Origin of the sequence: Mesorhizobium sp. M0601, from assembly GCF_040320845.1 — a bacterium.
Classification (GTDB): Bacteria; Pseudomonadota; Alphaproteobacteria; order Rhizobiales; family Rhizobiaceae; genus Mesorhizobium.
The window spans coordinates 1-12,236 of sequence record NZ_JAMYQK010000041.1; the positions used below are offsets into that span (position 1 = coordinate 1).

Annotated in this window: 12 protein-coding genes; 3 read left to right on the forward strand and 9 right to left on the reverse strand. The window is 62.7% G+C overall.

Annotated elements, in window-relative coordinates:
- Positions 1-714: 714 nt before the first annotated feature.
- The 6 genes from NKI41_RS26885 to NKI41_RS26910 form a co-directional block, all read right to left on the reverse strand.
- Positions 715-1,221, reverse strand: a complete 507-nt coding sequence (locus NKI41_RS26885; RefSeq protein WP_352474855.1) for an L-2-amino-thiazoline-4-carboxylic acid hydrolase — start codon at positions 1,219-1,221, stop codon at positions 715-717.
- On the reverse strand, positions 1,218-2,009 hold the full coding sequence (locus tag NKI41_RS26890) for an ATP-binding cassette domain-containing protein (RefSeq protein WP_352685835.1): 792 nt from the start codon (positions 2,007-2,009) through the stop codon (positions 1,218-1,220). Before NKI41_RS26890 ends, NKI41_RS26885 begins: the two co-directional genes overlap by 4 nt.
- Positions 2,006-2,833 (reverse strand): ABC transporter ATP-binding protein, encoded by an 828-nt coding sequence (locus NKI41_RS26895; RefSeq protein ID WP_352539471.1) that lies wholly within the window; start codon positions 2,831-2,833, stop codon positions 2,006-2,008. The genes NKI41_RS26890 and NKI41_RS26895 overlap by 4 nt, the downstream gene beginning before the upstream one ends.
- On the reverse strand, positions 2,830-3,660 hold the full coding sequence (locus NKI41_RS26900; protein WP_352685837.1) for an ABC transporter permease: 831 nt from the start codon (positions 3,658-3,660) through the stop codon (positions 2,830-2,832). The genes NKI41_RS26895 and NKI41_RS26900 overlap by 4 nt, the downstream gene beginning before the upstream one ends.
- The gene (locus NKI41_RS26905; protein ID WP_352685838.1) at positions 3,657-4,643 is read right to left on the reverse strand and encodes an ABC transporter permease; all 987 of its coding nucleotides are present in this window, start codon (positions 4,641-4,643) and stop codon (positions 3,657-3,659) included. The genes NKI41_RS26900 and NKI41_RS26905 overlap by 4 nt, the downstream gene beginning before the upstream one ends.
- Before the next feature lie 273 nt (positions 4,644-4,916).
- The gene (locus tag NKI41_RS26910; RefSeq protein WP_352474860.1) at positions 4,917-6,527 is read right to left on the reverse strand and encodes an ABC transporter substrate-binding protein; all 1,611 of its coding nucleotides are present in this window, start codon (positions 6,525-6,527) and stop codon (positions 4,917-4,919) included.
- Between the two features lie 366 nt (positions 6,528-6,893).
- Between NKI41_RS26910 and NKI41_RS26915 the strand changes: the two genes are divergently transcribed.
- A complete protein-coding gene (locus NKI41_RS26915; RefSeq protein ID WP_352539469.1) occupies positions 6,894-8,099 on the forward strand; it encodes a M24 family metallopeptidase in 1,206 nt (401 codons plus the stop codon).
- A 62-nt stretch (positions 8,100-8,161) separates the two neighbouring features.
- Complete coding sequence (locus NKI41_RS26920) at positions 8,162-8,512, forward strand: hypothetical protein (protein ID WP_352539468.1); 351 nt, start codon at positions 8,162-8,164, stop codon at positions 8,510-8,512.
- Between the two features lie 253 nt (positions 8,513-8,765).
- Here NKI41_RS26920 and NKI41_RS26925 read toward each other — a convergent pair whose 3' ends face one another.
- From NKI41_RS26925 to NKI41_RS26935, 3 genes are read right to left on the reverse strand one after another with little or no spacing between them, the layout of a single operon-like run.
- Positions 8,766-9,182 (reverse strand): cupin domain-containing protein, encoded by a 417-nt coding sequence (locus tag NKI41_RS26925; RefSeq protein WP_352685841.1) that lies wholly within the window; start codon positions 9,180-9,182, stop codon positions 8,766-8,768.
- 26 nt (positions 9,183-9,208) lie between these two features.
- On the reverse strand, positions 9,209-10,048 hold the full coding sequence (locus NKI41_RS26930) for a phosphoenolpyruvate hydrolase family protein (RefSeq protein ID WP_352685842.1): 840 nt from the start codon (positions 10,046-10,048) through the stop codon (positions 9,209-9,211).
- An 11-nt stretch (positions 10,049-10,059) separates the two neighbouring features.
- Complete coding sequence (locus tag NKI41_RS26935) at positions 10,060-11,256, reverse strand: Tm-1-like ATP-binding domain-containing protein (protein WP_352685844.1); 1,197 nt, start codon at positions 11,254-11,256, stop codon at positions 10,060-10,062.
- A 109-nt stretch (positions 11,257-11,365) separates the two neighbouring features.
- Here NKI41_RS26935 and NKI41_RS26940 point away from each other — a divergent pair, with 109 nt between their 5' ends.
- The gene (locus NKI41_RS26940; protein WP_502894974.1) at positions 11,366-12,061 is read left to right on the forward strand and encodes a TetR/AcrR family transcriptional regulator; all 696 of its coding nucleotides are present in this window, start codon (positions 11,366-11,368) and stop codon (positions 12,059-12,061) included.
- Positions 12,062-12,236 lie beyond the last annotated feature (175 nt).

The following is a 12,236-nucleotide window of genomic DNA, read 5'->3' on the forward strand; positions in this document are numbered from 1 at the left end:
TAACTTCGCTCGTAAGGGCGACCTTAAGAGCGCAGCCTCGCTACCGTGCCGTCCTCTCGCAAGGCGGCCTTCGCCGGAGGGTATCAATTTTTCGCGTATGTGCTCCGATCCACCTCTCATACGTCGGGCGAATGGCCGATCGGGATTTACGACGCGCCAAAAGGGCGCGCTGCCGTCTTGACTGATATGCACCAGGTGCCGCCGCACAGTCACTGGGCAGCAGGCGTCTGCTCCGTATTTTGCCGCGAGCTTACGTCGTAACTCTGCAAGGTCCGAAAAGTGGCCAGGTCGTGCAGCCCGGAGTTCGTCAGCGACCATTTTCTCGGTTGGGATCAGCATGCTCTGCGTAAGGGTCTTGCCTTTGCGTCGCGTTTTGACCACCGGCAATTCGCTCATAGTTCACCTCCAGGAACTCCCCTACAGAAGACGAACAAGGATGCCGCAATCCGACAGAATCTCGGATTGATTTGATTGCCGTGGCTCGAGGCCACAACCATGAACCCACAAAGACGTCTCCGGCCGGACACTTAGCAACCCGGACACTTAGCAACGAAGCCGACACAGCGGGACACCGAGGCAGATCCTGTCCGCACGAATTCCTTGCAATGCACACATCAAAATTCCCGCTTGCCTTATGGCGCCGGGGTGTTTGGCTCCGTGCTGCCCAACGGAACGGAACTCTACTTCTTCGCCGATACGGCTCGAGCTGCAGCTCTAACCGGCATCGCGGTTGGTCAAGGCGATGTGGCAGCAGCCGGAACCGTGGCCCGCCGTCCAGGTGACGTTGTCGAAGCGCACTCCGGTGGCCTCGAACAGGCCGCGATCGAAGGCGCCGGCGATGCGGCAGAGCGTGGCGAGCTTCTCGTCGTCGATGCCGGCTTCGACCCAGGCGTCCTTCAGCGGGCAGCGCCTGACCCTGAAGGCGATGCGGTCCGGGCCGCGTTCGACATCGGTCGGATACATGCGGCCGCCATCCGGGCTGACGGCCAGGAACGCCTCGCCAATCGCCGGTGCGTCGTTGGGGCCGAAATCGGCGAAGGCCGCCGCCGCAACCTCCCTGCCTCGCCGTTCGATGGTGCGGATCATGATCGCCTCAGCCTTTTCCGCGCCAACTTCCGCGGTCAGCTCGTCGAGCAACAGACGATAGAGATCGGCACGGTTGCGGAAGGCGGAATCGAGTTCGCGCGACAGTTTTTCGGCTCTGGCTTCGGCGTCGGTCATGATGCGTCCTGTTCGATCCTCGAAAGTCTTGGCGCTGCCGCCACCAGCGCCTTGCCGATCGCGGATTGCGGCGCGTCGATGACGGTGCGGGCATCGCCGCGCTCGGCAATCCGCCCGCCGTCCAGAATGGCGATGCGGTGGGCGATGGCACGGACGACGCCGAGATCGTGCGAAATGAACAGATAGGCGATGCGCTCCTCGCGTTGAAGATCGAGCAGCAGTTGCAGGATCTGCGCGCGAACCGAAACGTCGAGCGCCGACACGGCCTCGTCGAGCACGATCAGCGACGGTTTCGTGGCAATGGCGCGGGCGATTGCAACGCGCTGGCGTTGGCCGCCGGAAATCTCGTGAATGGCGCGGCCGGCGAGACCGGGGCTGAGGCCGACGCGTTCCAGCAGAGCTGCAATTCGGCGCGGGCGCTCGGGGCCGGAGGCAATGTGATGGATGCGCAGGGGTTCGTCGAGCACACGCGCGACTGTGGCGCGTGGGTTCAAGGCGGCGAGCGGATCCTGAAACACCATCTGAAGACGAGTGCGCCGGCCGCGCAAGGCAGCGCCGTTCAGCGACAGGAAATCGCTGCCTTCAAATTCGATACTGCCGGTATCGAATTCGACGAGCCGGAGCACTAGACGAGCTATCGTCGACTTGCCGCTGCCGGAAGGTCCGGCCAGCGCCAGCGTCTCGCCGGGGTCGATGTGGAAGGAAACGTCGTCGACCGCGGCGATGGTCTTGCCGCCGCGACTGTATCGTTTGGTCAGGCCGGAAACGGCGAGCAGCGGACTGGTCATGTTCGCCGCAACAGCGGCTCGGCGTCGAGGCCGAGATGAGCGTCAAGCAGCACACGAGTGTATGCGTGACGCGGCGCATTGACGATTTGGGCCGTCGAATCGAGCTCGAGCAGCTCGCCATGCCGGAACACCGCTATGCGCTCTGCAAGCTCAGCGGCCAGCGCAATGTCGTGGCTGATGAACAGCAGCGTCATACCGTCCTCGGCCACCAGTCGCCGGATCAGCCCGACAATCTCGGCCTGCACGATGGTGTCCAGCGCACTGGTCGCCTCGTCGGCGATCAGCAGTTTCGGCCCGGCCGCAATCGCTGCGGCGATCGCCACGCGCTGCTTCTGGCCGCCGGAGAGCTGATGTGGAAAGGCACGCAAAGCGACATCGGGGTCGGGCAGACGGACCCGTTCGAGCAGGGTTTTTGCCTTGGCATAGGCGTCTCGCCAACTGAGGCCGAGATGGGTGTAGGCGACTTCCGCGATCTGCTTGCCTATTGGCATCACCGGATCGAGACTTGCGGATGGGTCCTGGAAAATAAAGCCGATGTCACGGCCACCGATTGGAGCATGGTCGCGAAGACCGGCAGGTGCCTTGGCACCAAACATTGGTGGCGGGCGCAAGAGCCAATCGATACGGCCTTCGATCTTGGCAGTGGCCGGCAGCAGCCCGGCAATGGCTAGCGCCAGCGTGCTCTTGCCGGAACCGCTCTCGCCGATGATGGCAAAGCGCTCGCCGGCGGGGATGTCGAGGCTGACATTCTTTAGCGCCGCCACCTCGGCGCCGTCGCGGCGATAGGTCACCGTCAGACTGCGAATCGAAGCAAGCGCCGTCACGACAGGCTCCTCCTCATCGCCGTGGTCTCGACGACGCCTTCGCCGGTGAGATAGACGCCGAGCACGGTCAGCACGAGCGCTACGCCCGGAATGATCGACAGGAAGGGCGCGGTGCGCAGCACGGCGCGGCCTTCGGCGATCATGCCGCCCCAGGTTACGCGGTTGGGGTCGCCAAGGCCGAGGAAGGACAATGCCGCTTCGGTGAGAGTCGCCGCGGCGACGATCACCGACGACAAAGCCATTACCGGCGGCAGCGCATTGGGGAGCACCTCGCGAAAGGCGATCTCCAGCGGATGCATGCCGATGACGCGGGCGCCGGCAACAAAATCGCGCTCGCGGATCGACAGCACTTCGGCGCGCGCCACGCGTGCCGGTCCGGTCCAGGCGCCCAGCGCGATCGCAGCGACGACGACGCCGAGCGACGGCCCGACGATGCTGACGAAAGCCAAAGCCAGCAGAAAGGCTGGGACGGTCTGGAAAGCGTCGGTGATGCGCATCAGCATCTCGTCGACAAGACCGCCGGCAAAGCCGGCCAACGTGCCGATCACGGCACCGACGGCAAGGGCGGCGGCGGCTGCTGCCAGCCCGACCGCCAGCGAGGTGCGGGCGCCGTGGAAAAGCTCGGCAAGCACGTTGCGGCCGAGGCGGTCGGTGCCGAGTGGCAACGACCAGTCCTGGAACGGCGGCAGCAACGCCGGCCCGGCAATCGCCTGCGGATCGCCGGGAAAGAACAAAGGTGCGGCAAGCGCCATGGCAAACAGCGCCGCCAGGATGACCGCGCCGGCGATCGCTTCCGGGGTCCGGAGAAAGCGGCGAAGCGGGCTCACGCGCCGGCCTCACTGGCGCCGACGCGCGGATCGAGGAAGGCGTAGGCGATGTCGACGAGAAGGTTGATGATGACGACCAGGACGGCGCTGACGAGAATGATGCCGAGCAGTAGTGGGGTATCCCGCGCGGCCACCGCTTCCTGCGCCAGCCGGCCAAGGCCTGGCACGGAAAAGACGCTTTCGATGACAACGCTGCCGCCCAGCATTTGCGCGGATTGCAGGCCGAACATGGTGACCAGCGGCAACAGCGCGTTACGGGCGACGTGAGCGAGCACGATGCGACGGCGGGAAAGTCCCCTGGCACGGGCGGCCAGCACAAAGTCCTGTCGCCACACCTCGGCCATGCCGGCGCGCATCATGCGCAGATAGAGCGCGAGATAAATGAAGCCGAGCGCCGAAACCGGCAGGACGAGATGGCGGGCGATGTCGGCGGCGCGATCGAGGCCGGTCTTGGCCGAGGCGATACTCTCGATGCCGCCGATCGGAAACCAGCGCAGGTCGACGGCGAAGACAATGATCAGCACAAGCCCGAGCCAGAAGCCCGGCACGGCATAGAGCGCCAGCGAACCGATGGACAGGAAACGATCGCGGAAGCTGCCGGGACTGGCGCCGACATAGATGCCGAGAGCCGAGCCGAGGCCGAAGGAGAGCGCCGTGGCGCTCCCCATCAACAGCAGCGTGTTGGGCAGGCGCTCGAGGATGACATCGCGGATCGGCCGCGAAAAGCTGACCGATTGGCCGAGATCGAGATGCAGCAGCGCCCAAAGGTAATTGGCGAGCCGTGTCAGCTCCGACTGGTCGAGCCCCCAGCGGTGACGCAACAGCTCGATCATGCCGGCGTCGCCTCCGGTCGAGACTATGTAGGCATCGACCGCGTCGCCGGGAGCGGCTTCGAGCAACAGGAACGTGCCGATGACGACAATCAGCAGCACGAAGATGCTGCCGACGAGACGGCGGCGAAGGAGGATGACGGCGCGGGTCATGGCGCAACGCCGATAGGAGAGCCAAGTCTTCGGTGCCGCGCTTTACGGCGCCCCCCTCTGTCCTGCCGGACATCTCCCCCACAAGGAGGGAGATTGGCAGTTTCGGCGATGCCGGCCGTCTTGCAACGCTGGAGATTGGCGAAAGCGACAATGACAGCCGATCTCCCCCCTCGTGGGGGAGATGTCCGGCAGGACAGAGGGGGGCGCGAAGGAACTCTCATAGCCGAAGCTGAGCACCCACATAGGCGATGTGCAAGCCTTGAGCCGACCTGCCTAAGCCTCCAGCCAAGTGTCCGCCCAGTTCGATACCGCCCAGCGCGGGTTGTTGGCGATGTTGTTGACCGTATCGCGGGCGACGCTGATGAAACTCCATTCGGCGACGTTGATCAGCGGCAGGTCGGCGGCAACTTTTCTCTGGAACTCCTTGTAGAGTTCGGTGCGGGCGGCGGTGTCGAGCGTCTCCGATGCCTTGGCGATCAGGGCGTCGAGATCGGCATTCTTGTAGCCACCCTGGTTGGAGAAGGGCACGCCGTCGGGAATACCGCTCTGCACCAGGATGGTGGTCGAGATCGCCGGATCGCCGCGGAACACCGGCGGCCCGACCGCAAGGTCGAAGGCGTGGTCGGTGTAAACCGCCTTGATGTGCGCGGCAGAGTCGTTGTTGACCAGCTGGGCGTCGATGCCAATGACGGCGAGCGCCTGGCGCAGATAGTCGCCGAACTGCTTGGTTTCGTTGAAGTAAGGCGCCGGCAGCAATCTCAATGAAAAGCGCTTGCCGTCATCGCCCCGGCTGTAGCCGGCCTCGTCAAGCAAGGCATTGGCCTTGGCGACGTCGAAAGCGTAGGTCGGCACGTCGGCGGTGTAGAATTGCGGGTCGTTTTTCGGCACCGGGCCAGTGGCGGTGGCGGCATAGCCAAGGAATACCGTCTCGACGACGAAATCCTTGTCGATGGCGTGAGCGATCGCCTGGCGTACTTTCAGGTCGGCCAACTCCTTGCGGCGATGATTGATCTCGACGACGAGCTGGTAGGTCAGCCCTTCATAACCCTTGGTGATCACCTTGAGACCGGGCACTTTGGAGATGCGGTCGAGATCGGCCAGGGGCACGGCGGAGAAGGCGGCGAGCTGGATCTCTTCGGCTTCCAGGGCGCTGGCCGCCGACGTGCGGTCCGGCAGCACCTGATAGATGATCTCGTCTAGATAGGGCTCGTCCTTGCCCCAATAGTCGGTGTTCTTCTCCAGCCGGTAATATTCGCCGGGCTTGTGTTCGGCAAATTTGAACGGTCCGGTGCCGACCGGGGCGTTGTTGGCCGGGTTGTCCTCGATCTTTCCGGTCTCGTAGATGTGCTTGGGCACCACGCTGCTCAGCGCCGGCAAGGCGTTGCGGATCAGCTGGAACGGTGTCGGCTTGGCGAATTTGAACACGGCGGTGGTTTCGTCCGGCGTGTCGACGGCCTCCAGATCCTTGAACACGGTGCGGCCGAGATTCTGCAGCGGCTTCCAGACCTGCAGCGCCGAGAAGGCGACATCGGCTGAGGTGAATGGCTTCCCATCATGCCATTTGACGCCCTCGCGCAGTTTGAACGTCAGCGACAGGCCGTCGGCGGCACCTTCCCAGCTGAGCGCCAGCCGCGGATCGAGCCCGTCCTTGCCGCCGAAGGAGGCCTCGGCCAAGGTTTCCACGATCTTGCTCGAGATGAAGAAGACGCCGTTCGAGGCGACAATCGCCGGATTGAGATTGCGCGGCTCGGAATCGGCGGCGACAACCAGTCGTCCGCCCTTTCTCGGCGTCTGCGCCGAGCCGATCGTCGGCATGGCGGTGGAGGCCAACAGCAACGCCGAACCGGCCAGCATTGTACGTCTGGAAATGGTGAACTCTGGCATGATCGAACTCCGTCCTCTCCGCGGACCCAGCCGGGTCCGCCGTACCCCTCGGACGCTCGTAAGCATCCTGCAAAGCTGATTATGGGCCTTGTGCGGGGTTTCGCCAAAGACGGAATTGGCGCATCTCTACGTGGCTTTGAAATTTCCGTCCGCTGGACCAGTTGTACAGAAAACGGTTCGACGCGCGGTTCTAGCAGGACCAGGCTGGGGTAAAGTGCAGCAGGTGGAGCAGCTTTTGGGGCTGGTTCGCCCGTTCTGGCTGGACCAGATCGGGCAAAATGATGCAGATTTAAGCATAGCCGAGGTTCAGAGCCGGAAAAGCCGGTGCCGGCGAGCGGCCGGCTAAGGGATTTCAGGGAGAGAGACATGAACATTGCCCCAGGCAAGAATGCCGTCGGCAGCGTGCCGTTCGACCAGGCCAGGGTGGACGGGCTGATGGAGGAGGCCGGCATCGACGTGCTGCTCGCCACCTCCAAGCACAACACGCAATATCTGCTTGGCGGCTACAAGTTCATCTTCTTCGCCGCCATGGATGCAATCGGCCACAGCCGTTATCTGCCTTTCGTCGTCTATGAGAAAGGTGGGCCGGAGCATGCCGCCTACATCGGCAACCGCATGGAAGGCGGCGAGCACCAGAATCATCCATTCTGGACGCCGACACTGCATGCCGCCTGCTGGGGTACGCTCGATGCCGCCAATCTGGCGGTCGAGCATTTGCGAAAGATCACCAAGGGCAATGCCCGCATCGGCATCGAGCCCGCCTTCCTGCCGTCCGACGCCTATATGCTGATCCGCAACGCGCTGCCGGATGCCAAGCTGATCGATGCGACTGATATGCTGGAGCGCATGCGGGCGATCAAAACCGAGGCGGAGCTGGAAAAGCTGCGCATCGCTTCGGAGCTGATCACCGATTCCATGCTGGCGACCATCGGCTGGGCACGCGAAGGCACGACAAAGAGCGAGATCATCGAACATCTCAGGCGCGAGGAGACCAATCGCGGCGCGCATTTCGAATATTGCCTGTTGACGCTAGGCTCCAGCCACAACCGCGCAGCCTCGCCGCAGGCGTGGAAACGGGGCGAAGTGATGTCGATCGATTCCGGCGGCAACTACCACGGCTATATCGGCGATCTTTGCCGCATGGGCGTGCTGGGCGACCCTGACGCCGAACTCGAGGATCTGCTGGCCGAGATCGAGACAGTGCAGCAGGCGGCCTTCTCCAAGGTCAAGGCGGGCACGCTGGGCGGTGACATGATTTCTCATGCCGAAGGCGTTCTGAAGAAATCCAAGGTTGCGGCCTATACTGATTTTTTCGCGCATGGCATGGGGCTGATCACGCATGAAGCGCCGTTCCTGATGACCAACCATCCGGTGACATATGAAGGCACCTATGCCGCAAAGCCGCTGGAGAAGAACATGGTGCTTTCGGTCGAGACGACCATGCTCCACCCGACGCGCGGCTTCATCAAGCTGGAGGATACGGTGGCGGTGACCGATGCCGGCTACGTCATGTTCGGCGATCGGGGCCGGGGCTGGAACAGGGGCGGGGGCGGCTTAGGCGCTGGTACCTAGCCCGTTCTTGAGATTACCTCGTTCGAGCAAACAATTGGTCACACCAGCGAGCATTTGCCGATATGGAACGCGAACTGCCCAAGCAGGTCTTTATCGACGGGTGCGAGCAGATCTCCATGGAGTTCGAACCGATTGCGTTCCGCTTTGCGAAAACCGGTCCTCATGCGAGTCGTCGGGCCGGCGACTGGGCATTCAAAATCTCCTTTCAATCAAACTATCTGAACGTCGGCGGCGAGTACGTCGAACTCGTCGTGCATGCGTCGGTCTACAGCAAGGCAATAAAGGAGTGGGACGGCGGACATGGAACATCGCAAACCCGCATACCCGCCAGGCTGAAATCGCGAACATCGTTGCCAACATCCAAACGACTGTCCTGCCGCTCTTCGAACGTTTCGACGTTCCGCGCAAACTAGCCGAACAGGTCGCATGTTCTGAAGTTCCGGGCTTCATGTTCCCTGAAAATGCTGTTCGATTTGTACTCTGGCAGCTTGGTCCGGAGGCAGCGGAAAACTGTTTGTCCTACTGGGTGGCGCGCTTACCTTCGCCGGATGCTTTCCGATCAGAGCGCGATGTCCCCACTTTGCCGGATAGGCTCGCTCTGGGAAGCGATACTAACAACCTAGCAAGGGTCGCTCGTGCGATGAAGATTGGCCTCAGCCTGTGACATTATCTGCCCGGCGGGATCAACCTGAAATCCGGCAACTCCCGCAATGCCAGTTCCGGCCCTGCCGGCGAATAGACGACGAAAAGCTGCATGGCCGCATCGCCGGTATTGAGCGTCGAGTGGAAGCGGCTTTCCGGCACATAGATGGTGCAGCCGGGGCCGACTTTCTCGACGACCGGGTTGCCTTTCTCGTCTTCGACCATCTGCTCGCCATTGCCTGAGATGACAAAGATGGTCTCCTCCGCACCCGGATGGTTATGACGCGTATGGCCTTTGCCTGACGGTAGGTCGACGACACCACCGGAAAATCGCTTTGCGCCGTTCACTTCGGGAGCGACCGTCAGCGACAGCCTGCCCCAGTCGAAGCCGAAGGCGCTGACGTCTTTTGGATATACGAATACCTTGCTGTTCTCCGTCATCGTTCCACCCTTCTGTTTGCTGGTCTCTACGCAGCGCCGAACGTGACCGCCTTGAAATCCGCCGTCTGCCTGGCGATTGAGGCTTCCGCCGGCAGCCGCTCCATCGAACTGGCGCCATAGAACCCGTGCAGGCCCTTGCAGCGCTCGAGAACATATCTGGCGTCGTCCGGCATCGAGATCGGCCCGCCATGGCAAAGCAGGATCATATCCTCGCGCACTGAGCGTGCCGCTTTGGCGATGGCGTCGATCTCGCTCACACAGTCGTCCAGCGATTTAGCCGATGTCGCGCCAATCGAGCCGCCGGTGGTCACCCCCATATGGGCGACGACGATGTCGGCGCCAGCTGTCGTCATGGCGCGCGCCTCGTCTGGGTTGAAGACATAGGGCGTGGTCAACAGGTCGAGTTTGTGAGCCTCGGCGATCATGTCGACCTCGAGCCCGAAGCCCATGCCGGTTTCTTCAAAACTCTGCCGCATCTGGCCGTCGAACAGGCCGATGGTCGGAAAGTTCTGCACACCGGAAAAGCCCATCGTCTTCAACTCGGCCAAAAGCAGCGGCATGATGACGAAGGGATCGGTGCCGTTGACGCCGGCCAGCACCGGCGTCTTCTTCACTACCGGCAGCACTTCGTAGGCCATTTCCTTGACGATCTCGTTGGCGTTGCCATAGGCGAGCAGGCCGGCGGCCGAGCCGCGCCCGGCCATGCGGTAGCGGCCGGAATTGTAGATGATGATCAGGTCGATGCCGCCGGCTTCCTCTGCCTTGGCCGACAGGCCGGTACCGGCACCGCCGCCGACGATCGGCACGCCGTCCGCGATCATCTTGCGGAATTTCTCCAGGATTTTCTTGCGCGGTATGGCGGCCATGTCTTGGTGTCTCACTGTCTGGCGATGTCGAGGAAGGCCGTTGTGGCAGCCCAGGCGAATTCGGGGTCGTTGATATGAAGCGGCAGGCGCAGCACGCGCCGCGTTTTGGCGGGTTTGATGGTACGCTCGATCGCCTCGAACAAAGCGGCATCGGCTTCAGGGTCGAAGAAGGCGCCGCCTTCAATGTCGAGCGCCGACACGCCTTTCTCCGGAATGAGGAAACGAACCGGACCCTGGCAGAGGCTCAGCCTTGTACCGATCCATTCGCCGATCGTTCTGCTTTCGTCGGCAGTGGTGCGCATCAGTGTGACGTTTGGATTGTGCTCATAGAACAGCCGGCCGCGATAGCGTTCCGGAATTGTCGGCGGCGCCCAGAAATTGACCATGTCGAGCGCGCCGACCGAGCCGACATAAGGCAGCCCGGTGCGGGCGATGGCGCCAAAGCGATCTTCGGTCGCCGGCAGCACGCCGCCAAGCAGCAAGTCGCAGACTTCGGTCGTTGTGATGTCGATGACGCCTGACAACAGGCCGCTGTCAGCCAATTTTTCCATGGTGCGGCCGCCGGTGCCGGTGGCATGAAAGACCATGCAGTCATAAGTTGAACGAAGCTCATCGGCGATCGCGGTCACGCATGGCGTGGTGACGCCGAACATGGTGAGGCCGAGCGACGGTTTGCCCTCGGGCGGCGGCGCCGGCTTTGTCGCCATGCCTGATATCGCCTGGGCGGCATTGTGCAGCACGACACGCGAAAGCCGGTTGAGGCCGGCCATGTCCGTCACCGACGGCATCATGACGATGTCGGAGACGTCGACGTAAGGCGCGGTGTCACCCGAGGCCAACGTCGAAACCATGATCTTGGGCAGACCGAGCGGCAGCGTGCGCATGCCTGCGGTGATGATCGAGGTGCCGCCACCGCCGCCAATGCCGATAATCCCGGCAATATCGCTGCGCGACTGGACAAACCGGGCAAAGGCGGCAGCCATCGCCGCCACCGCGGTGCCGCGATCGTCGACGCCGAGCACGGCATTGCGACCCTCGGAATGGTGGCTGGCGACCTCGTCTGCCGAAACATCAACCGGCACGGTCGCGCCGCGTGTTCCGATGTCGACACGGGCAATCGAAGCGCCGGTAGCCGCGACCGCATCGGCCAGAAATGCGAGTTCCTCGCCCTTGGTGTCGGCGGTGCCCACCACATAGATGCGCTTCATCGCGTTTCCCCGGTCTTGGGCGTGCTCGGCGCTGCCGCCCCTTTTTGCCCGGCCGTTCGACGGCGCGAAGGGCCATTGCAATTTTTTGAGACACGCGTATCGTATTGACATGAATGTCTCACGTCAACAAGCGGCAATGGACGACGATGCCAGCCAAGGGCCGAACCCCCAAGTAGAGCGCGGGGCCCGCGTGCGCACCAGGCGTCTCATGCTGGAGACGGCGACAAAGCTGATGCAGGCGGGCGCCACGCCCTCCGTCAGCGAGGTGGCGGAGGCAGCGGAGGTCTCGCGCGCCACCGCCTATCGGTATTTTCCGAGCCAGGCGGCGTTGGTGCAGGCGGTGGTCGATGAGGGGCTTGGGCCGATCCTTACGTGGAAATCGAGCTCTGCCGATCCCGAGCGCCGGGTCGCCGAGCTGTTCGAGACCGCCATGCCGCGCATCGAGGTCTTCGAAGCGACGTTCAAGGCGGCGCTGAAACTGTCGCTCGACCAGTGGGCGCAGCGACAGGCAGGCACGCTTGACGGCGAACCTGCCTTCACGCGCGGCCATCGCGTCGATCTTTTGAAAGATGCGATCGCGCCACTCAAAGGCCGGTTGCCGCCGCGCGAATTCAAGCGGCTCGCGCAGGCGCTGTCATTGATCTTCGGTGTTGAGATGCTGATCGTATTGAAGGATATATGGGGATTGGATAGCCGCAGTATGATGTCGGTTGCGCAATGGGCGGCCGGCGCTCTTGTGCGCGCGGCTATGACCGAATCGATGATTGAAGGAGATGGGATCGCGCCGACGACCGCCGTGAGATGACGCCAATCTGGTTCGACCAGATTTTCAACCTGGCTATTCATGCTACTAGCGATGCAGCGACCCAAGTACGGCATTCATGTATCAAGGAGTAGGAAAATTCAGGGAAAACAGGCAGATATCGCAGAAGCCAACTTGTCTGCGTGTCCGCCATCGTCCAAGAAAGGGCTTGACGTTC